The organism is Sphingomonas dokdonensis (assembly GCF_002197685.1).
Taxonomy (GTDB): Bacteria; Pseudomonadota; Alphaproteobacteria; order Sphingomonadales; family Sphingomonadaceae; genus Sphingomonas; species Sphingomonas dokdonensis.
The window spans coordinates 340,267-366,091 of record NZ_NBBI01000002.1; the positions used below are offsets into that span (position 1 = coordinate 340,267).

23 protein-coding genes and 1 tRNA gene are annotated in these 25,825 nt (G+C 65.5%); 10 read left to right on the forward strand and 14 right to left on the reverse strand.

The window, feature by feature from the left end:
- Positions 1–121: 121 nt before the first annotated feature.
- Genes SPDO_RS06480 through SPDO_RS17040 form a run of 3 tightly spaced genes read left to right on the forward strand, consistent with a single transcriptional unit; the run spans position 122 to position 2,954 of the window.
- The gene (locus tag SPDO_RS06480; protein WP_088366656.1) at positions 122–2,206 is read left to right on the forward strand and encodes a hybrid sensor histidine kinase/response regulator; all 2,085 of its coding nucleotides are present in this window, start codon (positions 122–124) and stop codon (positions 2,204–2,206) included.
- Positions 2,203–2,799: a ZIP family metal transporter gene (locus SPDO_RS06485; RefSeq protein WP_143559597.1), complete on the forward strand. Its 597-nt coding sequence runs from the start codon at positions 2,203–2,205 to the stop codon at positions 2,797–2,799. The genes SPDO_RS06480 and SPDO_RS06485 overlap by 4 nt, the downstream gene beginning before the upstream one ends.
- Positions 2,757–2,954 (forward strand): hypothetical protein, encoded by a 198-nt coding sequence (locus SPDO_RS17040; RefSeq protein ID WP_143559598.1) that lies wholly within the window; start codon positions 2,757–2,759, stop codon positions 2,952–2,954. The genes SPDO_RS06485 and SPDO_RS17040 overlap by 43 nt, the downstream gene beginning before the upstream one ends.
- 59 nt (positions 2,955–3,013) lie before the next feature.
- Here the strand turns inward: SPDO_RS17040 and SPDO_RS06490 are convergent, their stop codons facing one another.
- The 4 genes from SPDO_RS06490 to SPDO_RS06505 all read right to left on the reverse strand — a co-directional run bounded on the left by SPDO_RS06490 (position 3,014) and on the right by SPDO_RS06505 (position 6,166).
- A complete protein-coding gene (locus tag SPDO_RS06490) occupies positions 3,014–3,787 on the reverse strand; it encodes an alpha/beta fold hydrolase (RefSeq protein ID WP_088366657.1) in 774 nt (257 codons plus the stop codon).
- A gap of 285 nt (positions 3,788–4,072) precedes the next feature.
- Positions 4,073–4,984 carry a sigma-70 family RNA polymerase sigma factor gene (locus SPDO_RS06495; protein ID WP_211280010.1) on the reverse strand — a complete coding sequence of 304 codons (912 nt, stop codon included), beginning with the start codon at positions 4,982–4,984 and terminating at the stop codon, positions 4,073–4,075.
- Positions 4,965–5,408, reverse strand: a complete 444-nt coding sequence (locus tag SPDO_RS06500) for a hypothetical protein (RefSeq protein ID WP_088366659.1) — start codon at positions 5,406–5,408, stop codon at positions 4,965–4,967. Before SPDO_RS06500 ends, SPDO_RS06495 begins: the two co-directional genes overlap by 20 nt.
- Positions 5,405–6,166 carry an SDR family oxidoreductase gene (locus SPDO_RS06505; RefSeq protein WP_088366660.1) on the reverse strand — a complete coding sequence of 254 codons (762 nt, stop codon included), beginning with the start codon at positions 6,164–6,166 and terminating at the stop codon, positions 5,405–5,407. The genes SPDO_RS06500 and SPDO_RS06505 overlap by 4 nt, the downstream gene beginning before the upstream one ends.
- A gap of 163 nt (positions 6,167–6,329) precedes the next feature.
- On the opposite strand from SPDO_RS06505, the gene SPDO_RS06510 reads away from it, so the two are divergent.
- Positions 6,330–6,785, forward strand: a complete 456-nt coding sequence (locus tag SPDO_RS06510; RefSeq protein ID WP_211280011.1) for a carboxymuconolactone decarboxylase family protein — start codon at positions 6,330–6,332, stop codon at positions 6,783–6,785.
- Positions 6,786–7,083: 298 nt separating this feature from the next.
- On the opposite strand, the gene SPDO_RS06515 is transcribed toward SPDO_RS06510, so the two are convergent.
- Both SPDO_RS06515 and SPDO_RS06520 read right to left on the reverse strand, forming a co-directional pair.
- Positions 7,084–8,004 carry a DUF5677 domain-containing protein gene (locus tag SPDO_RS06515; protein ID WP_088366661.1) on the reverse strand — a complete coding sequence of 307 codons (921 nt, stop codon included), beginning with the start codon at positions 8,002–8,004 and terminating at the stop codon, positions 7,084–7,086.
- Between the two features lie 384 nt (positions 8,005–8,388).
- Positions 8,389–8,991, reverse strand: a complete 603-nt coding sequence (locus tag SPDO_RS06520; protein ID WP_143559599.1) for a hypothetical protein — start codon at positions 8,989–8,991, stop codon at positions 8,389–8,391.
- A 295-nt stretch (positions 8,992–9,286) separates the two neighbouring features.
- Between SPDO_RS06520 and SPDO_RS06530 the strand changes: the two genes are divergently transcribed.
- The 4 genes from SPDO_RS06530 (at position 9,287) to SPDO_RS06545 (ending at position 12,483) form a co-directional block, all read left to right on the forward strand.
- Entirely contained in the window at positions 9,287–9,706 is a 420-nt protein-coding gene (locus tag SPDO_RS06530; protein ID WP_088366664.1) for a hypothetical protein, read from the forward strand.
- Entirely contained in the window at positions 9,703–9,915 is a 213-nt protein-coding gene (locus SPDO_RS06535) for a hypothetical protein (RefSeq protein WP_088366665.1), read from the forward strand. The genes SPDO_RS06530 and SPDO_RS06535 overlap by 4 nt, the downstream gene beginning before the upstream one ends.
- A 288-nt stretch (positions 9,916–10,203) precedes the next feature.
- Positions 10,204–10,947: a hypothetical protein gene (locus tag SPDO_RS06540; RefSeq protein ID WP_143559600.1), complete on the forward strand. Its 744-nt coding sequence runs from the start codon at positions 10,204–10,206 to the stop codon at positions 10,945–10,947.
- 192 nt (positions 10,948–11,139) lie between these two features.
- On the forward strand, positions 11,140–12,483 hold the full coding sequence (locus SPDO_RS06545) for a site-specific integrase (RefSeq protein ID WP_088366667.1): 1,344 nt from the start codon (positions 11,140–11,142) through the stop codon (positions 12,481–12,483).
- Positions 12,484–12,497: 14 nt separating this feature from the next.
- Here SPDO_RS06545 and SPDO_RS06550 read toward each other — a convergent pair.
- A tRNA-Thr gene (locus tag SPDO_RS06550) sits at positions 12,498–12,573 on the reverse strand.
- Between the two features lie 142 nt (positions 12,574–12,715).
- Between SPDO_RS06550 and SPDO_RS06555 the strand changes: the two genes are divergently transcribed.
- Together SPDO_RS06555 and SPDO_RS06560 are read left to right on the forward strand one after the other, a co-directional pair.
- Positions 12,716–13,537 (forward strand): PAS domain-containing protein, encoded by an 822-nt coding sequence (locus SPDO_RS06555; RefSeq protein WP_143559601.1) that lies wholly within the window; start codon positions 12,716–12,718, stop codon positions 13,535–13,537.
- Positions 13,538–13,597: 60 nt separating this feature from the next.
- Positions 13,598–18,220 (forward strand): NAD-glutamate dehydrogenase, encoded by a 4,623-nt coding sequence (locus SPDO_RS06560; RefSeq protein WP_088366669.1) that lies wholly within the window; start codon positions 13,598–13,600, stop codon positions 18,218–18,220.
- A gap of 173 nt (positions 18,221–18,393) precedes the next feature.
- On the opposite strand, the gene SPDO_RS06565 is transcribed toward SPDO_RS06560, so the two are convergent.
- The 7 genes from SPDO_RS06565 to SPDO_RS06595 form a co-directional block, all read right to left on the reverse strand.
- Entirely contained in the window at positions 18,394–19,395 is a 1,002-nt protein-coding gene (locus SPDO_RS06565; protein ID WP_088366670.1) for an NADPH:quinone oxidoreductase family protein, read from the reverse strand.
- Positions 19,358–19,984 (reverse strand): 3-isopropylmalate dehydratase small subunit, encoded by a 627-nt coding sequence (gene leuD, locus SPDO_RS06570; RefSeq protein WP_088366671.1) that lies wholly within the window; start codon positions 19,982–19,984, stop codon positions 19,358–19,360. Before leuD ends, SPDO_RS06565 begins: the two co-directional genes overlap by 38 nt.
- Positions 19,984–20,847, reverse strand: coding sequence for an N-acyl homoserine lactonase family protein (locus tag SPDO_RS06575; RefSeq protein ID WP_088366672.1), 864 nt, complete (start codon positions 20,845–20,847; stop codon positions 19,984–19,986). The genes leuD and SPDO_RS06575 overlap by 1 nt, the downstream gene beginning before the upstream one ends.
- 254 nt (positions 20,848–21,101) lie before the next feature.
- Complete coding sequence (leuC, locus tag SPDO_RS06580; RefSeq protein WP_088366673.1) at positions 21,102–22,532, reverse strand: 3-isopropylmalate dehydratase large subunit; 1,431 nt, start codon at positions 22,530–22,532, stop codon at positions 21,102–21,104.
- A gap of 525 nt (positions 22,533–23,057) precedes the next feature.
- Positions 23,058–23,702: a CoA transferase subunit B gene (locus tag SPDO_RS06585; RefSeq protein WP_088367017.1), complete on the reverse strand. Its 645-nt coding sequence runs from the start codon at positions 23,700–23,702 to the stop codon at positions 23,058–23,060.
- Positions 23,703–24,166: 464 nt separating this feature from the next.
- Entirely contained in the window at positions 24,167–25,039 is an 873-nt protein-coding gene (locus SPDO_RS06590) for an HAD family acid phosphatase (protein WP_088366674.1), read from the reverse strand.
- On the reverse strand, positions 25,036–25,752 hold the full coding sequence (locus tag SPDO_RS06595; protein ID WP_088367018.1) for a CoA transferase subunit A: 717 nt from the start codon (positions 25,750–25,752) through the stop codon (positions 25,036–25,038). The genes SPDO_RS06590 and SPDO_RS06595 overlap by 4 nt, the downstream gene beginning before the upstream one ends.
- Positions 25,753–25,825 lie beyond the last annotated feature (73 nt).

Consider the following 25,825-nt stretch of genomic DNA (forward strand, 5'->3'; position numbering starts at 1 on the left):
ACGGCTCTCCCTCGCAATTGCCGAGACTGCATAGCAGAGCAACGATGGTACAGGCGATTGGTCTGCCAACGTGTTTTGGGCGATTCTAAAGCGATGCCGTGGAAGGTAGAGTCGCCTCGACATGACCGATCTTTCAGTTGCCGAGCCGCGTTCCTTGCCGCACCCCCTCCGCTTTCTCGAAGGCGGCGGAGAGGCGACGCGGTTGATCCTCGATCGGGACTGGTCGAATCACCCCCTAGGTGAGCCCGGCGGTTGGTCGGAAGCTCTCAAGGCGACGCTCAGCACGGTCCTGAACTCGCCAGAGTCGATGATCCTTGCTTGGGGCCGCGAAGAGCTGACCTTCTTCTTCAACGAAACCTACTTTCCGTTGCTCGGGCCTCGGCTCGAGTGGGCGATGGGTGCTCCGTTTCGCCACGTCTGGGCCGATGCCTGGGACCAGGCCGAGCCGATCATCCGCGATGCATTCGCCGGGCGCAGTCGGCGCTTTACGGACCTTCCGTGGAAGCTGAACACCGATCGCGGGGAGGCGGACACTTGGTTCACGTTCTCCTACTCGCGCATTCTCGATGGGCAGGGCGAGATCGCCGGCCTGTTCATCTTCACTAACGAGACAACCGCGCGCGTTCGGGCCGATGCCGCACTCGCACGCAGCCAGGCGGAGCTGCGCGCGCTGAACGAGACGCTGGAGCAGCACGTTCAGGAACGCACCGCCGAGCGCGATCGGGTTTGGCAGCTGACTAACGACCTGATGGCGACGGCGCGGCTCGATGGTTATCTCCTCCACGTCAATCCTGCCTGGACGCGAGTGCTGGGTTGGAGCGAGGAGGAGCTGCTGACGCGCCCGTTCATCGAGATCGTCGACGCCGCCGATCATGCGGCAACGGCCGACGTCGTTGCGCGGCTGGCGGCAGGCGAACTGGTAACCAATTTCGTCGATCACGTCCTTACCAGCGACGGTGGCAAGCGGACGATCATGTGGACGGCAGTCCCAGAAGAGGGGTCCGACCTTTTCTACATCATCGGCCGAGATCTAACCGAGCAGCATGCGGTAGAGGATGCGCTCCGCCAGGCGCAGAAGATGCAGGCGGTCGGGCAGCTTACCGGCGGCCTCGCGCACGATTTCAATAACCTGCTGACCGGCATGATGGGTAACCTCGAGCTGTTGCAGGTGAGACTGACCAAAGGCCGACTCGACGACCTCGATCGCTTCGTGCTCGCCGCACAAGGCGCCGGGCGACGCGCTGCGGCACTAACTCAACGCCTGCTTGCCTTCTCGCGCCGCCAGACGCTCGATCCGCGACCGGCCGACGTCAACCGGCTGATCGCTGGAATGGAGGACCTACTGCGGCGGACCATCGGCCCGGCTAACGCGCTGGAGGTGGTCGGGGCTGGCGGCTTGTGGACGGCGAACATCGATGCCGGGCAGCTCGAGAACGCGGTCCTGAACCTTTGCATCAACGCGCGCGATGCGATGCCAGATGGCGGCCGCATCACGATCGAGACCGCCAACAAATGGCTCGACGAGCGGGCGGCCCGCGAACGCGATCTCCCGCCCGGCCAGTACCTGTCGATCTGCGTGACCGACACCGGTACCGGCATGGACCAGCGGACGATCGAACGGGCCTTCGAACCGTTCTTCACGACCAAGCCCATCGGCCAGGGCACCGGGCTTGGCTTGTCGATGATCTACGGCTTCGCACGGCAATCCGGCGGCCAAGTCCGCATCTATTCCGAGGTGGGCGAGGGGACGACCATGTGCATCTATCTTCCCCGCTATGCGGGCACGGCGGAGACGGCCGAGGATGTCGACGCAGCGGTCGTGCTCGACCGGGTAGGTGGCGGCACGGTCCTGATCGTCGATGACGAGGCCACGATCCGCCATCTGGTCGACGAGATCCTGGACGAGGTCGGCTATACCGTGATCGGCGCCGCAGACGGAGCGGCGGGCCTTAAGGTTCTGCAATCTGGCGCCCGCATCGATCTGCTCATTACCGATGTCGGCCTTCCGAACGGCATGAACGGCCGGCAGGTCGCCGATGCCGGACGGTCGCTGCGGCCGGGCCTCAAGATCCTCTTCATCACGGGCTATGCTGAGAACGCCGCCGTCGGAAACGGACATCTTGAACCGGGCATGGAACTGCTGACTAAGCCCTTCTCGCTCGATGCCTTGGTCGGCAAGGTCAACGAGATGATGAGATCGGCATGATCGAGGCTGGTCTTTGGGGCTTTGTCGGCGGCTCGGCGCTCATCTTGGGCGCACTGATCGCATGGTTCGTCCGGTTGCCGCAGCGGCTGATCGCTGGCGTGATGGCCATCGGATCGGGAGTGCTCATCTCGGCTGTGGCGTTCGACCTCATGGACGAAGCATTCCGGCAAGGCGGCTTCGACTCCACCGCTGCCGGGTTCGTCGGTGGCGCGCTGGTTTATACGTTGGCGAACATCGTCATCTCACGGCGCGGCGCGCGCCATCGCAAGCGTTCCGGCTCAAACGGCGATGAGCGCCAGCCTGACGCGGATAGCGGTGGCGGTCTCGCGATCGCTGTGGGTGCGCTGCTGGACGGAATACCGGAGTCGGTGGTGATCGGCGTCAGCCTACTTGGCGGCAGCGGGGTCAGCGCCGTGACTGTTGCCGCCATCTTCCTCTCGAACGTGCCCGAGGGTCTCTCCAGCGCGGCCGGCATGAAGAAGGCCGGACGCAGCGCTCGGTACGTGTTCGGGTTAGGACCGCCATCGCGCTCGCCTCCGGGCTTGCTGCGATGCTGGGGAACGTCGCGCTGGCGAGTGCCGGTCCAGAGGTGATCGCCGCGGTGACCGCAGTGGCCGCGGGCGCGATCCTCGCCATGCTAGTCGACACGATGATTCCCGAGGCGACTGAATCGACGCATGACTATTCCGGGCTGATCGCCGTCATCGGCTTTCTACTCGCCTTCATTATCACGAAGTCGGGGGGATGACCTTCTATTCAAGAGGCGGCCGGTAGGCAGCGATCAAGTCGTTGAAAGCGGCTGAAGCCTTACCGAGTTGCGTCAAGAATGACCGCGACCGCCTCTTCCGGCGTATCCCACATCGGAAAATGACCGCTGTCTTCGAACCAGTGGAGTTCAGCCGTCGGAAAGGCTGTTAGCGCACGCGCGGCCTGCCTTGGCAGGCACAGCCGGTCGTGCTTGCCCCACCCGATGACAACCCGTCCAACGCCGATAGCGGCGGGGCCGGTCTGCTCAGGTCCCGTAGCGAGATCATGCACCAGCGCGTCGAATGTCGGCGTCGTGCTGAGCCCCTCCAGCTCTGTTGCGACGATCTGTCCATCGAGCGCCCAAGGTCGTGCGGAGAGCTGAGCGAGCAGGGCCGTGCGTGACGCCGTGTTTCTACTTAGCGCCGGCAAGCGTGCTTTAATCACTCGCAGTAAGCGACCGGAAGCGCCGATGGTAACCCTGAAGAAGGTTCGCTCCCAGCCGCGCCAGAAGCCGCCGGGGTCGAGTGCCACAACGTTCCCGACTATCCCGCGCCGGGCGAGTTCGAGCACGATCCGCGCGCCCATGGAACTACCGACCACATCAACGCCGGTCAGGCCGGCTCCCACGATGTACCGCTCGACACTGCCGACCAGACCGTCGAACGTCCCGCTATCAGGTTCTGCGAGCGTGGTGCCGTGGCCTGGAAGGTCAACCGCAATAACTCTTCGCGACGCGCTGAGCGGGTCCAAGATCGTGCTCCACGATCGCCAACTTCCGCCCAGACCGTGGATCAAGAGTAGCACGCGTCCGGTGCCTCGCTCAATTTTGTTCATGTTCTGCCCGCCTCGTCGCTGTAAAGCACTTAACGAGCTTGGTCTGTTCGCGGGTCCGAGCCCGCTGACTAATAAGACGACCTGACGTGGTCGCGGGTGCTGCGGGTGCTGCGATACACACCACAGATGGCGCGGGCCATGATGTGCGATCCGCAATGGCTTTTTCCTTGCGGTAATCTCGTGCAAGGGGCCGGGCGAATGGCGCCTGCCTATCGTTGTCAGCTGACATGAACAAACGTCCGGTGTCGGGAAGGCGGGAGGCTAGCCCCAACGTCCGACATTGGGTCATTGCACATCCCCGACGGTACCATTTGCGTCCCTCTTAAGTGTCTCGTCGAGGTGGCGGAGCTTATCGGGATTACGGACGATGTAGATCGCAGCGATCCGGCCGTCGCGGACGTCGAGCGCGGTGGTCTGTAGCACATTGCCCTGATCGATGCTGACAAAGCCGGGCAGCCCGTCGATGATGGTGGTATGGAGGAGCGTCGGCGGTGCTGCCTGCTTGCGCCGCTGCGCAACGAACAGGCGGAGCGCCCGCTCAATGCCGCGAATGACGTTGCGGAAGGCGAGCACCTTGCCGCCGCCATCGGCATGGATCGCGACGTCGTGCGCCAGCATCTCGGACAGCGCGGTGGCGTCGCCGTCACGCGCGGCAGCGAAGAAGGCGCGAGCGATCCGATCGGCTTCGGTCGCGGCGACCGTATAGCGCGGACGCGCATGCTGGACGTGCTTGCGTGCGCGCGCGGCAAGCTGGCGCACCGCCGCCGGCTCGCGGCCGAGGGTAGCCGCGACCTCCGTCAGCGGCGTGTCGAACACGTCGTGAAGCAGGAAGGCAGCGCGCTCGAGCGGCGACAGTCGCTCCATCGCCATCATCAGCGTGAGCGTGACGTCGTCGGCGATCGTCTCTTCTGGCTCGCTGGTGCCGATCAGCGGCTCGGGCAGCCAGGCGCCGACATAGGTCTCGCGCCGGGAGCGGGCGGACTTCAGCTGGTCGAGGCAGAGGCGCGTGACGATGCGGGTCAGATAGGGCGCGGGCGTGTCGACGCTCGCGCCGGTTCGGGCCCAGCGCAGCCAGGCCTCCTGGACCACGTCCTCCGCTTCACTCATCGAACCGAGCATGCGGTAGCCGAGGCGCAGTAGCCGGGGGCGTTGCGCTTTGAAATCGGCAAGGCGTTCGTCATTGTGCGGCACGCACATCCTCCGCCGGACGAGGTTCGCGGACGTCCCGCCGCGCATTCTGCCACGCCCAAAGCGCCAGCGCGGCGGTCAATATAGCCGGCAGCGTGACCGCCGGGAAATCCTGGACCAGCGCGCTCGGCCCGCAAATGCCGACCGCCACCTCCCAAACGTGAAACAAGGCGTGCCCAGGCAGCCACAGCGCGGCCGCGGACCAGAGCGCGACGCGCGTCGCCGGCCGGGCGACACCGGCGAGCAGGGCGATGGCAACCAGCATGAAGATCAGCCCGATATCGCGTAGGAAGTGCTGGTTAAAGGGACCGGTGGTGGTGACGCCGGGCACTGCGAAATACCAGTTGGCCGGGGAAAGCAGCATGAACAGGCCATTGGCGGCAGCCCCGACACCGAGCAGCCCCGCGAAGACGAGGGGAAGATACCTGTTCATGCGGCGTGCTCCGGTGTTGTCGCGTGCAGCCACGCATCGAACCGGGTCGGCATGATCCGCGCGCCGGAACCGGGGACTAGTGCCGCATCATCGGCGGGAGCGCCGAAATAGTCGCGATCGGCGGTGACGGTGATGCGGCGCGGATCGTCATGGGCACCGAGCCAGCTGGCGGTAAATTCGGCGAGTGGCGCCCGCTCGGGTCCGGCGACCTCCACGATCCCATCGGCGGGAGCGGTTATGGCCACCTCGGCGAGCATTGCCGAGATGTCGCCCGCGGCGACCGGCTGAAGCGCGATGCTCGGCAGGTACACGCCATTGTCGCGCGTGTAGCCGTCCGCGATCGTCGCCAGAAACTCGAAGAACTGGGTCGCGCGCACGATCGTGAAGTGAATCTGGGCTGCGGCTATGAGCTGCTCCTGCGCGAGCTTCGCACGGAAATAGCCCGACGCCTGGAGCCGGTCGGTGCCGACCACAGAAAGCGCAACGATATGGCCGATTCCGGCCTCCCGCGATGCTGCAACGATGTTCGTCGTCGTTCCGCGAAAGAAGGATAGTGCCGCCTCGTCTTCGAACGAGGGGGCGTTGCTGACGTCGATCACCACCGACGCGCCGGCCAGCGCCTCGGCAAGGCCGGCGCCGGTGAGTGCGTCGATACCGCCGCTCGGCGATGCGGCGACGACTTTATGGCCCGCCTTGCGCAACAAGTCGAGGAGCGGGCGGCCGATCAGGCCGGTGCCACCGATGATGACGATCTTCATGTCCGTGTCTCCCAATGCAGTTTCCTGCACGCATGACGAGGCGGCCAAGCGGGTGTGACATGAAGGGTCAAAGAAAAAGATGCGCGCAAGATGTCACGGCGTGCGGCCGCATCTCGTCACGTCGGCGAGCGCCGGAGGTCGGCGTTGACGACGAGGGTACATCATGACCGATATCAAGCGTCTGAACTGGTACGAAGTCGCGCCGGAAGGCGCCAAGGCCCTGAACGGCATTCATCAATATGTGACGAAGGGCACCGGCCTTCCCGAAGAGCTTATCCACCTGATCTTCCTGCGCGTCTCGCAGATCAACGGGTGCGCGCATTGCATCGACATGCACACCCGCGATCTGCTCAAGACCATGTCGATCGACAAGGTGGCGCTGGTCCCCGTTTGGGCCGAAGTGCCGCACCTGTTCCCGGATCAATATCGCGCAGCGCTAGCCTGGACCGAGGAGGTGACCAACGTCAGCAGCACCCACGCCTCCGACGAGGCCTATGCCGCCGCCTCCGCTGCATTCGCGTCCAAGGATCTCGTTGACCTAACGATCACCATCGCGGCTATGAATGCCTTCAACCGGTTGGGCGCGCCTTTTCGCCTGCCAGTGGCGGCCAAGCCATGAAGTGTGGCTGGAGCGCGAGCATAGCTCGCGCTCCGCATGATAGGATGAACGAGCGTCCAGAGTCGGGCAAGCCCCAATGACTGGTGAACGGCCGAGATTGGATCATTGACACTACACCCGTTTGCGCACCCTTATAGTTCTGCAACTCGAAACCGAGATTCCGGCCCACTTTACCCCGACGCACACGAATTCAGCGGTCGATGGTGCGGGTATAGGAGCTGTCGAGAGCGGGTGTCGGCCGCCGAAAATGCACGGAAATGCGTCGCCGCGGCGGAGGCGGTCTCCGCCATTATCAACGCTACCCAGCGTCGGGATCGCGTCGGGAGACCTCAGCTGTGAAGCTATGCTGATCGTCAGGGTCGGCAGCGCTCATGCCCTTCACCAGAATTTGAAGCTGCCTGGAGAGCAGATCCTGCCGTACCGCATGATCGGGCAAGTCGTTAATGGTCGATATGGCATCGATAGCTCCCGAGACGCCAAGGAAAATGCAGGAGAGTAGTGTTGTAAAATGTTCCATCACCCAGAGGTGTTCGAACGCATCATGATCGCGAGCGGGTGTTTCCCGGCTCCCCTGCCAGAAATAGTTCACTCCATAATAGCTGCCGTGGAGAAGCTCAGAACCTGGGCGGTAAATGCCGAAGAACGCTGACCCGAGACCGAGCCCTCCTCGCCGGCTTTTCGCGGAAATTGCCGCGATCCGATCAGCTAAACTCACGTCAGTCCACTCTCGAATTTCCGCACCACCTTTCTTCCGCGTAAATTCGTCCAACGCTTCGCGCAGGCCTGAAATATCGTCGATTTCCAGGCCGACATCACGTGAGGTGGTAATTTGGAAATCACCGATACGAGCTTCACGGTGGAGATCGCGCCATCTTTTTTGGCGCATGTGCCGGATTGCTCGCTGAGCTAACTCTTCGCCCTCCACTGCGATGAAGGCCGCGTTGATTGCTGTCTCTACAGCAGAACGGGCAATACCGAAGCCGTCCCGGATCGCCATGTCCCGCTCTCGTGTTAGTGCGAGCACGCTGTGAACCGACACTCCAACCGCCTGAAGCATTAATGTCGGAACCCAGACTGAGGGCCTGGTTTGAGCTGGGTCAATGCTGTGTAGCGAATGAATGATCATATCCAGCGAGCGCGTCTGCTCGATCAGGAGCTGGCGGCCTCGCGCGTGAAACGCGGCGAGCTGATTGCTGGAGGGCTGATCTGCTGTCGTCATGGTTTTGCTTAGCAGTTGAAGAATGCGGCAGCGAGGCGGAGGGGTTCTCCGCCACGAGCGCCGGCTACAACGCTCATGGCGAAGACGGCATGGATGGCTATCACGTGGTCGGTAAGCAAGCGGCTCCTGCGGCGCCGAACACGACCACGCTCAACGCCGCTCAACCATCTGTGGCGCTTGTCGCCTACGCCGTTGGCGGCCGATCCTGCGGGTATCGAGCGGGTATCGGGGCCGTAATCGCCAAGAAAATCGGCGGAAAAGCGCGCCTTTGCTGCTGGCATGGCGGAGGACACCTCCGCCGTGGGCTCTCAGTCGAAGCTTCGCCGGACGTCGAGCGTTAGAAACTGTGTTGCTACTCGTGCCCCAAGCCCGTGACGATTCCGATCAGTCGTAAATGTTGATATCTATCTCGTCGTCCATCGCGAGTAGTGCTTCCTCATATAAATCGTCCGCTTCAATCGCGAGAGCTTTAAGCTTGTCCCTCAAGGCATCAAATTCATTGTGATCGCCCGCTTTTCGCGCACTGGCGAACATGGCAGCATGAAATGATACATCGTTGATCTTTCGAGCCAGCATGGAGACTTTGTGACCGGTATCGTGACTGAAAATACGAACGATCTCTTCATAGATTGACCAGACCGTCTCCACGTAGTCTGTGTCGATTGTGTGAGGCGTCGATAGCGCGAAACGCACAGGCTTCAATTTGTTGTAGAGCTCGCTCCTGATGGAATGCGCCGCGAGCTTTTCCTGTCGCTGCATGAAGTTCTTGGTAAACTGAAATTGCTGCCAGCCCAACCAGAACACCGCACCAGCGAATAAAACTTGGCCGACTGCTCCGAACGCTTCGAAAAAGTTGGCCTGAAACAAGCTGCCATGAGCCAGTGTCGCGACCACGATAAGAATCATGGTCATCCAAAAAAGAACGGCTACTGCCGGACCGAGAGCTATCTCGCCGAATGCAAGTAATCGCTCACCCAGCTTGCTCATCGTCGGCGTCCGCTCATCAAGCATTTAGCGCTGTCGCGAGAAGCCGCCTGATCGCCTCTGGTCGCGACAGCCGCGGCTCCTGCCGATCGATCCACGCGTCCAGCTTGGCGAGCTGATCGGGCTGAAGGCGCACCTGAACAGGCTCACCCTTGCCGGTCGGCGCTGGCCCGCGCCGTTTCCGTGGTTGCAAAGTTTCTTGACTGGCGCCCGTTACCATGCAACCAAAGTAACGAACCGGGCGGAAGCGTCAACTTCCACCCGGCTCTGACCACAACCGATCGCTTGGAGATCGTTCATGGCTGTTCTCGCCCATACCACGGGCGCGCCGAAACGCGCGTCCATTCTCGATGCCGTGCTCGCCCGCTTCGACGCGGCCGCCGGCGCCCCCGACGACTCATGGGAGGAGCTTCATGCGCGCTGGCTGGTGGCGCGTGATGCCGCAAAGGCGGCCGAGCGGCACTACCTCACCACTGTTGACGGAACGCCGGCTTGCGACCGCGCCGGCCGCACGCGCGACGCAACATTCGAGTGGATGAACGCGATCGAAGGGCGAATGCTGGCGACGCCGGCGCCGCACCAGCGCGCGCTCCTCTGGAAGATCGAATACGCCCTCCGGAACGACGAAGACGAGGGCAGCACGATCGCCTGGTCGTTCGAGCATATCGCGCCGATCGTCGCGGACGCGCGGCGGATGTTAGGCGAGGCGCGATCGTGAGCGCGGCGCAGGCCGCTGCCATGCCGGACCTGGACGTTATCGCGACCAGAACCGCGCGCCTTGCCGATCTTCTTGACGCCCTGGCAAACGAATCAAGCCGCCGCCGTTCTCCAAATGAGGGCACGCTTTGGGTGGCTGCCGAATATGCGATCGACACCCACAATCGGCTGGTCGGAATGTTTGATCGCGATGCAGAACGGCAAGCGTGATGACTGCTGGCGGAGCAAAGCGCTCTTGGCTTGAGGCGCAGATAGTCACTTGCGGATCAACTGCTAGTCGATTACCGCTTCAACTACCAGTTGTGAACGGAGGGTGAGATTCTGACTACCAGCGCGCCCTCCGATGATCGACCCTCGCCTCAAAAGGGTCGGCCGAAGCTCTCTCCATTGCCGGTGTGGGGATCGTCGGCCGACTCGATTGTGCCAAGGGATGAAGCGGACAACTCACCCCTACGGCTTTACTCATTTGCTCGGTCAGAGCTCGTGGCTCACGTAGGAATGACCGACAACAATCTCACCGTTTGGATACGTCATGGCCTCATTCGGCCTCATGGCGAGCGAAGCGGTCGAGGTAATGCACGGCGTTATCCGTTTTATGAAGCGAACATCGCCGCGATCCTGCTGCACCTTCATCGCTTCAACGCCAGCATTGAGACAATGAAGGGGATCGCGGGCATCTACCGTGACGCTCTCGCCTGGGGCCTAAGCTTCGGTTATTCACCTGACCAGATGCACATCTTTCTTGTGATGCTGCACGAACCAATTTTTCAGTATGCGCTTAAAAGGGAGAGGACGGGCGAGTTTGACGAAATAGCGTTTTCGAGAGCCATTCGTACTCACATCATCAATTCCGAAATCGAAGCTGGCATTGATCAGAGTTCGCCGGAAGAAGCACAAGCTGCAATTGCAGCGGCTGGCAACGACGAGAGACTTGTAGGCAAACCGCTGATCGACTTTGCCAAGAGCGTCGGCGTTGATGATTGGGAGCAGCACGCGAGCGCATTCGCCGACCTGCTTAGTCAGCCTCGTGCGCAGTCTCTACCTTGCCCGGTGTTCTTCTGGAAAACTGAGAGCGGGTGGCGGCGCGGCGAGAGTATCGAGGGCCAGCTCATCGCCAGCAACCGCGATGGTGCATTCGTCACGATTGCGGTCGACATGCTTGGGGTGTTCTTCCGCCTCTGGAACAAGGGTGAGGAGAGCGGCGGGGCGAGCGGCTCGCACGCTGAGCTGCAAGTCCCATGATCCAAGATGCACCTTGCTGGGTTTGGCAATGACGACCTCCTCGATCGTCCGCCTTGATTTGCGCCTGAGCCGCGCCGTTGAGGATGGCAAGGGCATCCGCCTTGAATGTGCTGACCTGGAGCTGCTTGCCAGTCTTGGCCTCTTCAACCTGACACACCGCGCGAAAGCAGAGTATCTTAAGGAGCAGTCCCGATGCCGAGCCGCGCGACGCCGCTCTATCGACGGGGGAAATACTGGCTCGATTGGGACCGAAAGAAAGACGGCTCCCTTCGATCCCCAAACCTCACCATCTGGTGGTACGATCCCGCTGCGGGACGCATCCGAAGCGCGACAACGGGGACGGCGCAAGAGGACCTTGCCATCCTAGCGCTCGACCGCCGCTACCTCGCTGACGCAGACGAGGCGCCGGCATTCTGCAATGCGTGTGGCCAGCCGCTTGCGCAGGCGCAGGCGTATCTGCTGACCGACGCGATCGCAGATTATCGCTTGGAGTGGGGTGACACCCGCGCCTCCGGTGACACGATCCAGGCGAGGCTCAATCACGTTCTCGACTTCCTCGACGTTGAGCAAGCGAAAGGCGGCGAAGGGCGGTTCGGTATCACGACGAGCTGCGGCGCGGCCTGCACCACGGTGTTTGCCAATGCGCTGCGCGCTTGGTCGCGGGAGCAGCCGGTCACGTGGAAGAACGGCAAGGGCGAGATTACCAAGTCGCGGCCTCGCTCGCCGGCGGCGACGGAGGCGGCGATTGCGCAGATCATCGCTGTTCTGAACCATGCGGCCAACGCCGATCCGCCGCGCTCGGACAAGCGGCCGATCTACAAGCCGCTGCCGGCGCAGCAGGTGCAACGCAAACGACGGACCCGCATCGGCGTCGAGGAACTGGCGCGCATGGTGGCTTACGCTTCCGAGCCGGGGAAGCAGCGGCAATCGCTCCATGCGTTTCTGGTCGCCTCAATCTGCACCATCGCTCGGCCCGGTGCGGTGGTCGATATCAACGTCGCGCCGGATCGGCAGCAATGGTGGCGGGGAGCGCCAAATATCGACCTTAACCCGCACGGACGCGCACAGAACAAGAAGCACCGCGCCATGCTCCCTGTGCTGCCGCTCTTGGCGGAATGGCTAAGTGCCGAGCTGGACGAGTATGAGGCTCTAAAGCCGGACGAGCGCGCCGGTCGCGGTTGGCTGGTGAATTATTATGGTCGGCCGGTGCAGGACGTGGATCGCGCGTGGGATACCATGCTGCTGAACCTCGGAATGCCAAGGGCGCGCGAATGGCGCGGCTATGTGCTTCGCCACAGTCTCGCAACGATCGCCCGCAATCGCGGCGCCGAGAGATGGGACCTTGAAGGCTTCATGGGGCATCGCGCCAGCAGCCAGACTGAGGTTTACGCTGTCGGCGAATTTCCAACCGTCACGCGTGCGCTGATGGGCATAATCAAAGATATCGAACGACTGGCTCCGGGATCCCTGCACCGGAACCCCACCGGAGCCAGTCGCTCCACACCGCAAGCCATGGAGGCCGCAATGTCAGGTTAAACCTGAAAAATCTGTGGTGCCGCTTACAGGACTCGAACCTGTGACCCCCGCATTACGAATGCGATGCTCTACCAGCTGAGCTAAAGCGGCAACGAGCGCTCGTTCGAGCGCGCTGGAAGCGGGCGCCTAGCAGGGGTGTGAGCAGGGCGCAAGCGGTTCTCGAGTTTACGTCGTCTTTACCATGTGGCGGGCAAAAGCATCGGCGGAGCATGTGCTCCTGGGGACGACGATCATGGATATCCGCGGCTACGATGGGGCGCGCACTGACCGCGGCGGTGACCCGACCGAAGGGGGCATCGGCGAGGCGACAAAGGTGATCGGCAGCGACGAGCGGCGCATGCACGTTCGCGCCTATAATCATTGGGTGTCGTTGCTGAAGGGCCGGTCCTATCCGGCGATCGAGGATCTCGAATCGGCCGGGCCGACCGATTTCGCGGCGCATGGCGTGATGCTGGATTTCACCAGCGGCATGGACGATCCGGCGATCATCGCGATCGGTGCGGCGCTGAGCGAAGAATGCGGCGTGGACGAGGAGATCACGCGCATCTCGCAGGTGCCGGCGCGATCGCTGCTGTCGCGGCTGACCGATCATTACCTGCAGATCATCGCCAGCCGCGCGCCGATCGGTTTTGAGGCCGAGTTCGTCGGCACGCGCGGGCACAACACGTTGTATCGCGGCATCCTGATGCCGTTTTCGTCCAACGGCGACGTGATCGACCATGTCTATGGAGTCATCAACTGGAAGGAGATCGTCGGCGCGGCCGAGCAGGCGCAGCTCGATGCCGAGCTTGCCGCCGCCGTGCGCAGCCAGCCGCGGGTGGAAGCGGCACCGTCCGTCTGGGCCGACGGCCCCAGCGCATCGCGCGGTGACGATGCGGGGGTGGGCAGCAAGCGCCACACGCCCATCGCCACCCTCGCGCTCGACATTCCGGCAAGCGCCGATCAGCTCGTCGTGCTGGTGGCGCAGGCGCGGGGCGACGGCATGTTCGACATCATCGGCGCGCTGCCCGACGATCACGATCTCGCCACGCGGGCGGCGGCGGCGCTTTCCTGAGGGTAGTTGCATCCGAAACAAGGGTTGAGCGGCGCGCCGCGCGGGCGCATAGGCGCGCCCATGTCGAAAACCTCGATGAAGGCGCTGACGCAAGCGCTCGCTGACCGGCTGACTCAAGGGGCTCTGCCGGGCGAAATGCAGCTTTTCGGACCGGAGGAGCAGGTGGAAGCCGCCGCATTCCTCGCGGCGACCGCGCAGACGCGTGCACCCGGCACGGTAGCGATCGCGCTGGAGCCCCTGCCGGGCGACGGGCCGCAGCGGCGCATGCGCCTGGCGATCGTCAACGACGACATGCCGTTTCTGGTCGATTCGATTGCCGGAGCGATCGCCGCCCACGGCATCGCCATCGACCGCATCATCCACCCCGTCGTGCCGGTGCGGCGCGACTCCGAGGGTGCGCTGGAAGGCGTGGGCGAGGCTGGATCGCCCGAATCGATGATCTATATCGAGACGGAGCGCGCCGATGCGCGCGACCGGCGCGAGCTGATCGACGATCTCACCAGCGATCTTGCCAATGTGCGTGTGGCCGTGGCCGATTGGCGGCGCATGCAGGCGACGCTGGCCGCCGACGCCGGCGCGATCGAGGATACCGGTGACGATCACGAGGGCGCGGCGCTGATGCGCTGGTTCCTCGACCGGCATTTCACCCTGCTCGGCCATGAGCGCTGGATGGCGGACGGCACGATCGACGGCGAGCCGCTGGGCATCGTGCGCAACACGCAGGAGCCGCCGCTGCTGGCGGACAAGTCGCGGCGGCTGGCACTCGATTATTTCGCGAGCGGCAAGGCCGCGCCGCTGCTGCTGAAATCCAGCCTGATCTCGCCCGTGCATCGCCGCGTGCCGCTGGACCTCGTGGTGGTGCCGATCCGTCGCGGGGCGACGATCGCAGGCCTGTCGATTCACGCCGGCCTGTGGACCTCGGCCGCGCTGAAGGCACCGCCGCGCAGCGTGCCGGTGCTGCGCCAGCGGCTCGCGGATCTCGAGACCAAGCTGAACTTCGACCCTGCCGGCCACACCGGCAAGGCGCTGACGCATGCCATGGCGACGCTGCCGCACGATCTGGTGACGGCGGTGGCAGCGGATGCGGTGGAGGATCTGGCGCTCACCGCGATGAGCCTGGCCGATCGGCCGCGGCCGAAACTGGCGCTGGTCCGCTCGGCACTCGGCCGGCACCTGTTCGCCTTTGTCTGGCTGCCGCGTGACGACGTATCGACCACGCGCCGCGTGGCGATCGGCGACATGCTGGCGGAGGCGGCGAACGGCAGCATCCTCAACTGGTCGATCGCACTGGAAGACGGCCGCGTCGCGCTGATCCGCTACACCATCGATCTGCGCCAGGCGGGCGTGATGCCCGAGGTGGAGCCGCTCGACGAGCGGCTGGAAAAGATGGTGCGCGGCTGGGAGCGCGAGGTCGAATCCGCGCTCGCCGATCGGATCGCGCCGGCGCGCGCCGCGCGGCTGGCGATCCGCTGGGCGGGCGCGTTCCCGCTGAACTACCGCAACATTTCCACCGCCGAGGAAGCAGCCGAGGATGTGTTGCGCGTTTCCGAACTCGCCGATCCGGGCGACCGCGCGGTGCACATCTACCAGCCCGCGCCCGGGGCCGACCACCGGCTGAAGATCTACAAGTCGCATGGCGCGCTGGCGCTCTCCGAAGCGGTGCCGGTGCTGGAAAACTTCGGCTATCGCGTGATCGGCGAATTGCCGACCCGCCTGCGCGAGGACAGCGACAGCTTCATCCACGACTTCATGGTCGAGCCGCAGGGCGATGTGGCGAACATCGATCGCACCGTTCTGGAGGGCGCGATCGGGGCGGTGCTGCGCGGCGCGGCGGAGAACGATTCGTTCAATCGCCTGATGCTGGTGGCGGGACTGACGCCATCGGCGGTGCTGCTGTATCGCGCGTGGTTCCGCTATCTGCGGCAGGCGGGCATGGCTTATGGCCTGAACACGGTGGCCGACACGCTGGGCCGGGCCCCGATGCTGGCCAAGGCGCTGATCGACCGCTTCACGCTGGCGCATGATCCGCATGCGACGGGCGATGTCGATGCGATCGATGCCGAGATCGCAGCAGGGCTGGATGCCGTGACCGCGATCGATGACGATCGCATCCTGCGCGCGTTCAAGGCGGTAATCGCGGCGACGCTGCGTACCAATGCATTTGCGCCGGCCGCGGCCGAAGCGCTGGCGTTCAAGCTCGACAGCAGCCGCATCCCCGGTCTCCCCGCGCCGCTGCCGTGGCGCGAAGTATGGGTCTATTCCCCGCGCGTCGAGGGCATCCACCTGCGCGCCGGGCCGGTCGCGCGCGGCGGGCTGCGCTGGTCCGACCGGCGCGACGATTTCCGCACGGAGATCCTGGGCCTGATGAAGGCGCAGCGCGTGAAGAATGCGGTGATCGTGCCGACCGGCGCGAAGGGCGGTTTCTACCCCAAGCAGTTGCCCAGCCCTGCGGTCGACCGGGACGCCTGGCTGGCCGAAGGCACCGAGAGCTATCGCATCTTCATCCGCACGCTTTTGTCGATCACCGACAATATCGTTGCGGGCAAGGTGGTGCATCCCGAGGCGGTGCGCATCCACGACGGCGAGGATCCCTATTTCGTGGTGGCGGCCGACAAGGGTACCGCGACCTTCAGCGACGTCGCCAACGCGATCGCGCTGGAGCGCGGCTTCTGGCTGGGCGATGCCTTCGCCAGCGGCGGCAGCCACGGCTATGACCACAAGGCGATGGGCATCACCGCCAAGGGCGCGTGGGTCTCGGTGCAACGCCACTTCGCCGAGCGCGGGGTGGATGTGCAGAACGACGTGATCCGCGTCGTTGGTTGCGGCGATATGTCGGGCGACGTGTTCGGCAACGGCATGCTGCTGTCGCAGACGCTGAAGATCGTCGCGGCATTCGACCACCGGCACATCTTCCTCGACCCTAACCCCGATCCATCGAAGAGCTGGACCGAGCGGGCGCGGCTGTTCAGCCTGCCGCGATCAAGCTGGGAAGATTACGATAAGGGGCTGATTTCGGCTGGCGGCGGCGTGTTCGCGCGCAGTGCCAAGTCGATCCGCTTGACGCCGGAGATCAAGGCAGCGCTCGGCATCGTAGCCGACGAACTGGAACCCTCCGCGCTTATCTCCGCCATCCTGAAGGCGCCGGTCGACCTTATCTGGTTCGGCGGCATCGGCACCTATGTGAAGGCGGCGTCGGAAAACAATGCGGCGGTGGGCGATCCCGCAAACGACCGCTTGCGCGTCAACGCCGAGGATCTGCGCGCAACCGCGATCGGCGAGGGCGCCAACCTTGGCGTCACTCAGGCCGCGCGCATCGCGTTTTCGGCCAGGGGCGGCCGGATCAACACCGACTTCATCGACAATTCTGCCGGCGTCGATTGCTCCGACAATGAAGTGAACATCAAGATCGCGCTCAACCGCGAGATGGCCGAAGGGCGGCTGACGTTCGACCATCGCAATGCGCTGCTCGGCGCGATGACCGACGAGGTTGCGCACCTGGTGCTGGAGGACAACCGGCTGCAAACGCTGGCCTTGTCGATCGCCGAACGCGGCGGGGTGCGCGCGGTGCCGAGCTTTGTGCGCGCGATCGAGATCTTCGAGGCAGCCGGGCGGCTGGATCGCCAGGTGGAAGGGCTTGCCACCAACGAGGACCTGCTGCGGCGCACCGCCGAGGGACAGGGGCTGACGCGGCCGGAACTCGCCGTGCTGCTGTCCACCGCCAAGCTCGCCTTGCAGGATGCGATCGAAGCGGCAGGGTTGGGCGCCGATCCGCTGCTCCAGCCCGATCTGCGCGCGGCGTTCCCGACGCAGATGCAGGAGGAGTTCGGCACCGCAATCGATCAGCACCAGCTGCGCGGCGAGATCGTAGCGACCAAGCTGGCGAACCGGATCGTCAACCGGATCGGCCTGCTCAACCCGTTCGAGCTGGCCGAGGAAGAAGGCGCCGCAGTAGGCGATGTCGCCGCCATGTTCGTCGTGGTCGAGCAGTTGTTCGACCTTGGCAATCTGTGGCGCGACATCGAGACGGCGGCCATGTCGGAGGGCGGGCGGCTTGCCCTGTTCGACGGCGTGGCGCGTGCGGTGCGCGGCCAGGTGGCGGATCTGCTGCGCGTGGTGACGCCCGGCACGCTGCCGAGCGCGGTGCTGGCGCGGCTCGGCAACGGGGTGGCGGCCTTGCAGGGGCAGGCGAGCGAGCTGTTGTTGCAGGAAGCCCGCGCGGCCAGTGCGCGCATGGCGGAATCGCTTGCTGCGGCCGGGGCGCCCGAGTCGCTGGCGGTGCGCGTGGTGCGGCTGCACGAGATGGACGGCGCGGTCGGGCTGGTCGATCTCAGCGCGAAGTCGAAGACCGACGAGACCGAGCTGACGCGGGCTTATACGCGGCTTGGCGAGGCGTTGGGGCTGGACTGGGCGCAGGCGGCGGCGGCGCGGTTGGAGCCGTCGGACCCGTGGGAGCGGCTGCTGGTCGCGGGCCTGGTGCGGGACTTCGAGCAGATGCGGCTCGACTTCCTGGCGCGCGAAAAACCGCGTGATTCCAGTGCCTCGATCGATGCCTGGATGGCGGAGAACGAGGCGGCGGTGGCGCGTTTCGCGGCGGTGATCAGCCGGGCGCGGCAGGCGACGATGCCGTCGGCGGCGATGCTGGCGCAGGTGGCGAGCCAGGCGCGGATGCTGCTGGGGCGGTGACCGGATCGGCCCCTCTCGGAGGCGAGAGGGGCCGGTTTCGGTGGCCGGTCTGAAGAGTGTCGCGGCCTGTTACCGGCGACAATCGGCCTGTTTGCGGAGATGATTGGCCGCAACCGACACATGGCCGGCCAGAAGCGAAAACGGGTGCCGGACCGCGCCCGGCACCCGCGTGATCAGTCGGCGACGCGGACGACCAGTTTGCCGATCGCGGCGCGGCTTTCCATCTTGGCGATCGCCTCGCCGCCGCGGTCGAAGGGGAATACCTCGGTCACGCGCGGCGCGATCTTGCCCTCGCCCCACAGGTCGAACAGCTGCTTGATGCTGGCGCGGTTCTTTTCCGGTTCGCGCGCGGCATAGGCGCCCCAGAAGACGCCGCGGATGTCGCAGCTTTTCAGCAGGGTGAGGTTCAGCGCGATCTTGGGGATGCCGGCGGGGAAGCCGATCACCAGATAGCGGCCCTCCCAGGCGATCGAGCGGAGCGCCGGCTCGGCATAATCGCCGCCAACCGCGTCATAGACGAGGTCGAAGCCGTTCTTGCCGGCCTTTTCCTTGAAGGCATCGGCCAGTGCCTTGCTCTCATCCTTGGAGAAAGGCGCGCGGCCGTAGATGATGACGTCGTCGGCGCCGGCGTCGCGCACCGCCTGCGCCTTTTCCTCGCTCGACACCGCGCCGACGACACGCGCGCCGAACGCCTTGCCGAGTTCGACGGCGGCAAGGCCGACGCCGCCGGCGGCGCCGAGCACCAGCAGGCTGTCACCCGCCTTGATCCCGCCGCGATCGACCAGCGCGTGGATCGTCGTGCCGTAGGTCAGCAGCATCGCGGCGCCTTCCTCGAACGAGCGTTCGTCGGGAATGGCGTAGATGTTGTTGGCGCGCACCGCGATCTTCTCGACCAAGGCGCCGTTGCCGGTGTTGCCCATGACTCGGTCGCCCGGCTTCCACTCGGTCACGCCCTCGCCGACGCTTTCGACCACGCCCGACATCTCGCCGCCCGGCGCGAAAGGCCGGGGCGGCTTGAACTGATATTTATCCTGGATGATCAGCACGTCGGGATAGTTGATCGCGCAAGCCTTGACGGCGACGATCACTTCCCCTGCCTTGGCGACCGGATCGGGAAGCTCCCCGATCTCCAGCGTTTCAGGTCCGCCCGGCGCCCTCGACAACAGTCCTCGCATTGCTCTCTCCCGCGATCCACGGGCGATGCTGATCGAGCATCGCCTCGAATTTCGAAATCGCGGTATCCCTTGCCAGTGTCAGGCCGACCTCGTCCAGCCCCTCCATCAGACATTGGCGGCGGAATGCATCGAGCGCAAAGGTGAAGCGATCCTGGAAGGGCGTGGTGACCGTCATCGTCTCGAGATCGATGGTGATCGGATCGGTCTTCGCAACCTCGATCAGTCGGTCGACCGCCTCCTGCGGCAGAACAACGGGTACGATCCCGTTCTTAAACGCGTTGCCTGAAAAGATGTCGGAGAAGGAGGGCGCGATCACCGCCTTGATGCCCATGTCGCCTAGCGCCCAGGCGGCATGTTCGCGGCTGGAGCCGCAGCCGAAATTATCGCCCGCGATCAGGATCGGACTGCCGACGTAAGCGGGATCGTCGAAGATGTTGCCGGGCTGCGCGCGCACCGTTTCGAACGCGCCGCGGCCGAGGCCGGCGCGGGTGATCGTCTTCAACCAATGCGCGGGAATAATCACATCGGTGTCGATGTTCTTCGCGCCCCAGGGATAGGCGCGGCCGGACACTTGCTTCACGGGTTCCATCAGCGGGCGGGCTCCGGAAAAGGGGGGAGTTTGTCGATATCGGCGGGCACGTGCTCGATCACCACGGTGGCGCCGAGATTGCGGGCGATCCGCTTGAAGCGATCGAACGATGCGAGCGTTTCGGCGCGATCGGTGTTGAAGACCGGCACGCCATCGTCGTCATAATTGTCGCGGGTGTGCGCCAGATCGCCGGTCAGCAGGATCGGGCCGCGATCCTTTAGTCGCACGAGCAGGCCATGGTGGCCGGGAGAGTGGCCGGGCAGGTCGAGCATCACGACGCTGCCGTCGCCGAAGATGTCGCGATCGCCGCTGACGGGATCGACGGTGCCGCCGGCCTGGGTGCTGCCGGTCTGGGTCCAGGGCGCGAAGAAGGCGCGATCCAGCCCGGGGCGCTTGTCGCCCGCCTGGATCGCTGCCCAGTCGCGCGCGCCGATCAGCAGGCGGGACGTGGGAAAGCTGGGCAATTGCCCGCTATGATCCCAATGATAATGGCTGACGCCGACGAGCGTGATGTCCTGCGGCTTCAGGCCGAGCTGCGCGAGCGATGCTTCCACCGGCCGCGCCAGCGTGGCGCCGTCGTTCGTGGCGGGATCGGCCCCGCGGTAGCGCAGCGGCAGGCCGGCATCCCACAACATCCACGTCTTGCCGTGGCGGATCAGATAGCAGGGGACGGTGAAGGTCGCGCGGCGCCCGTTCAGCGCGAACGTATCCGAATAGGGCGCCAGATCCTGATCGACGAGCTGCCCGCAATCGATGCGCCTGAGCTCGACCGGCGCGGTCGCGGGAGGCGGCTTGGCTTGCCCCGACAGCGACAGCACCAGCCCGGCGGCCAGCGCGATCCTGGCCGAGGCGCGCCCGATCATCCCGCGCGGCTTTGCGACGTCGAGCGGAAGGCAGGCTTGGCGATCGCGGCGTAAGCGGCGGCGCCGCTGAGGAGCGAGCCTGCGATCAGTAGGACGAATACCTTCTTCATGACGCGTTTCCCCTTGTTACTCTTCCCTGTCCGGCAAGGTCTTCGCCCGGCCGGCGCCGCGCATATAACGGGCCGCACCGCCCATCACCACCATTTCCCCAGCTGCGCCCCAGGCTTTGAAGGAGCGCAGAAGGGATGTGCGCCTCAGCCCATCAACTCACGGACATCCGCCAGGTGCCCCGTCACCGCCGCCGCCGCGGCCATGGCGGGGGAGACGAGGTGGGTGCGCGCGCCCGGCCCCTGCCGACCAACGAAATTGCGGTTGGAGGTGGAGGCGCAGCGTTCGCCGGGCGGCACCTTGTCCGGGTTCATCGCGAGGCACATCGAACAGCCCGGCTCGCGCCATTCGAAGCCGGCGGTGGTGAAGATGCGATCGAGCCCCTCGGCCTCCGCCTGCCGCTTCACCAGTCCCGAGCCGGGGACGACCATGGCGCGCACGCCATCGGCGACGCGGCGGCCCTCCGCCACGGCGGCGGCGGCGCGCAGATCCTCGATCCGGCTGTTGGTGCACGAACCGATGAAGACATGCTGGACGGGCACGTCCTGCAGCCGGGTGCCGGGGGTCAGCCCCATATAGTCGAGCGACTTTTGCGCCGCCTCGCGCTTCGAGGCGTCGGCGAAGCTGTCGGGCGCGGGGACGGTGCCGGTGATCGAGACGACATCCTCGGGGCTGGTGCCCCAGGTGAGCGCGGGCGCGATCTCGGCGGCGTCGATCACGACGGTGCGATCGTAGCTGGCACCGGGATCGGTGGCGAGGCTGCGCCACCACGCGACCGCCTTGTCCCAGTCGGCGCCCTTGGGCGCCATCGGGCGACCCTTGATATAGGCGAAGGTGGTGTCGTCGGGCGCGATCATGCCGGCGCGTGCGCCCGCCTCGATCGACATGTTGGCGACGGTGAGCCGGCCTTCGAGCGACATCTCGCGGATGACGTTGCCGGTATATTCGATGACATAGCCGGTGCCGCCGGCCGCGCCGATGCGGCCGATGATCGCGAGGATCACGTCCTTTGGGCTGACGCCGAAGCCGAGCGTGCCCTCGACGCGGACCTCCATCGTCTTGGACGGGCTGAGCAGCAGCGTTTGCGTGGCGAGGACGTGCTCGACCTCGCTGGTGCCGATGCCGAACGCCAATGCCCCGAGCGCGCCGTGCGCCGAGGTGTGGCTGTCGCCGCAGACGACGGTGGTGCCCGGGAGGGTGAAGCCCTGTTCGGGGCCGACGACATGGACGATGCCCTGCTCGGCGGCGAGCGCATCGATATAGGGCACGCCGAACGCCGCGACATTCTGGCGCAGCGCGGTGAGCTGCGTTGCGCTTTCGGGGTCGGCGATCGGCAGTTCGCGGCCGTCGGCATCGACGCGCGGGGTGGTCGGCAGGTTGTGATCGGGGACGGCGAGCGTCAGGTCCGGCCGGCGCACTTGGCGACCGGCGGCACGAAGCCCCTCGAACGCCTGCGGGCTGGTAACCTCATGCACGAGGTGGCGATCGATATAGATCAGGCAGGTGCCGTCATCGCGCCGTTCGACGACGTGAGCGGCCCAGACCTTCTCGTACAGGGTGAGCGGACGACTGGCCATAACGGGGGCGCCTTAGACGAGGTGGCGCAACAAATGGAAGAGTGGATGCGGGTTGCGGGTACAAAGATTGCGTCGGTGGGGGTGGGTGCGGGCGCGTGTCAGGCGTTCTCGAGAGCGATCGTCGTGGGACTCGCGGCGGGGTGGATGCCGGTACGTTGGCCGGCATGACGGTTGCGGGATAGGGCCGGCTTTCCACTGGCGGCAGCTTGCGTGGTGGGTTGGATCCCGGCTCGGGGGCCGGGATGACGATCTTGGGAAAGTGGGATGGCTTTGCGGTCAGCGGCGTGCGCGGTGGGCTCTGCTCTGGCGCGCGAGTTGGGTTGGCCGACCCCTGGCACCCTGGTGCTTACCGGTCATGCCGGGCTGGTCCCGGCATCCACCGTTCCGCACGTTCCACGTCTGTTGCGCTCGCGGTGCGGTAGATGCCGGCACGGGGGCCGGCATGACGGTGGTGGTGGCTTTCTGCGGTTGGCAGCTTGCGCGGTGGGTTGGATCCCGGCTCGGGGGCCGGGATGACGGGTGGGGTTAGCTCAGCGCCACCTCATACCCGGCGGTGGTTTTGGCCGCGATCTCGTCTGGCGTCACACCGGGGGCGAGTTCGGTGAGGTGGAAGGGGCTCTGGTGGTCGGGGCGCTGGAAGACGGCGAGGTCGGTGACGATCATGTCGACCACGTTCTTGCCCGTCAGCGGCAGGGTGCAGGCGGGGATGAACTTGGGGCTGCCGTCCTTCGCGACATGCTCCATGACGACGATGATCTTCTTCACGCCGGCGACGAGATCCATCGCGCCGCCCATGCCCTTGATCATCTTGCCCGGGATCATCCAATTGGCGATGTCGCCATTCTCGGCCACTTCCATCGCGCCGAGCACGGTCAGGTCGATATGCCCGCCGCGGATCATCGCGAAGCTCTGGTCCGAGCCGAAATAGGCCGATTGCGGCAGCTCGCTGATCGTCTGCTTGCCGGCGTTGATGAGGTCGGGATCCTCCTCGCCCTCATAGGGGAAGGGGCCGATGCCGAGCATGCCGTTCTCGCTTTGCAGCGTCACCGTCATGCCGTCGGGAATGTTGTTGGCGACCAGCGTCGGGATGCCGATGCCGAGGTTCACGTAATAGCCGTCGCGCAGCTCCTTGGCGGCGCGGGCGGCCATCTGGTTGCGGTCCCAGGGCATCAGGCAGGTTCCTTTTTCGAAAGCGCGGGCCAGGCACGCCAGGTGCCGATCGCATGGACGAGGCCGTAGAGGAGGACGATGAGCGACGACCAGAACAGGAACGCCGCGGAGAGATCGGGGCGCCGCAACCCGCCGGGCACGACGCCGACGACCGCGCGCGAGATAGATGGCGGAGATCAGCACCAGCGCGGTCCGCAGCAGCGGCAGGCGGCGCCCGTACCCTGCGCCCGAAAAGGCAAAGGCTGCCCAGAGTGCGAGCAGCGCGGCGATGCCGGCGGCAAGCAGCCCGGGCACCGCGCTGCCGCGCTCGGCAGCGCGCGCGATCGCCTCACCCGCGCCGAAAAAGCGATACCAGTCGCCGCCGCCGACGATGCTCGCGAGGTGAAGCGCCGCCGCCGCCAGGCTCAGCATGCCGCCGACGAACAGCCAGCGGCTGCCCGGATTGCGCGGGGCGGGGCGCGTCATCATTTCGGCTGCGCGACCGACGCCGCGTCGCCCGGATCGGTCCAGCGCGTGCTGGCCGGGAACGTATCGTCCCAGCCGCTGCCGAGGCCGGTGCCGTAGACGGGGTTGGGGAGCACGAACCAGCGGCGGCCCCACCAATCGGCATAGGCCGAGGAGGATACCGAGCGCCGGCGCGCGGCCGGGGTGGTCCCGAGGGCGTCGGTGAAGTCGCCGAGCTGGTCGCCGCCCAATGCCAGCACGCACCAGCGCGCGGCGATCGCGGCGCGGCGGCCGTCCTTGGCGGACTTGCCGTCGGCGTCGCCCTTCAGGAACAGGGTTTCCTGGTGCTTGAAGTCGCCGAGGCCGGCAAAGGCGAGGGCGCGGGCGGTCGGCACGGCGCCGGCGGCGTTGCGGTTGGTGTTGATGATCGGCGTCACGCCCATCGCGCGCAGGGCGACAAAGGCGCGGCGCGCGCCCGGCACGGCGGCGACCTTTTCGGCGCCGCTCGCTTCCCAGCGCGACCAGCGGGCGGTGTCGTAGGTCGCGCCGGTCTGCGCGTCGTTATATTCGTAGCCGAGGTTCAGGACGGCGGTTTCGTCCATGTCGAACACCGCGGCATAGGGCTTGTCGCCGCAGGTGCCGGGTGCGGACGTGCCGTTGGCGGCGGGCAGCAGGATGGCGGCGGTCGCGGGCCTGCCCTTGGCAAGCTGCGCGCGGACGCTGTCGACGAGCGCGTTATACGCCTGCTCGCTCAGCGCGGCGGCCTCGCCCGAGCCGTAGAGATATTGCATGCCGGGCGGTACGTTCGCAGGCCCGGCGGTGCGCGCCATCGGCGTGGTGGCGCAGCCGGCGAGCAAGGTGGCGGCGGCGAGGAGCGCGGGCGCGATCCTCATGCGGCGGCGCCCTCGGGGCGCGGGCGGGTCATGCGGAACTCGATCTTCTTGTCGTAGGGTGCGCCGACGATCATGCGCTTCACATAGATGCCGGGCAGGTGGATGTGATCGGGATCGAGGCTGCCGACGGGCACCACTTCCTCCACTTCGGCGATGCAGATGCGGCCCGCGGTCGCCATCGGCTGGTTGAAGTTGCGCGCGGTCTTGCGGAAGATGAGGTTGCCGCTCTCGTCCGCCTTCCAGCCCTTGATGACGCTGATGTCGGCGCGGATGCCGCGTTCGAGGATATATTCCTCGCCGTCGAACACCTTTACCTCCTTGCCCTCGGCCACCAGCGTGCCGACGCCCGTCTTGGTGTAGAAGCCGGGAATGCCGGCGCCGCCGGCGCGGCAACGCTCCGCCAGCGTGCCCTGCGGGCAGAATTCCACCTCGAGCTCGCCGGCGAGATACTGGCGCTCGAACTCCTTGTTCTCGCCCACGTAGGAGGAGATCATCTTCTTCACCTGGCGCGTGCGCAGCAGCTTGCCGAGCCCTTCGCCGTCGACGCCGGCATTGTTGCTGGCGATCGTCAGATCCTTCACGCCCGCGGCCTGAATCGCGTCGATCAGCCGCTCAGGAATGCCGCACAGGCCGAAGCCGCCGGCGCAGATCGTCATGCCATCGTGCAACAGGCCATCAAGCGCCGCTGCGGCATCGGGGTAAAGCTTCTTCATCGCGGCTCCGTTCGGCATCGCCCAGGTCGTTACCAGCGATACGAACGCGCGCCGCCCGGTTCAAGCGCGGCCG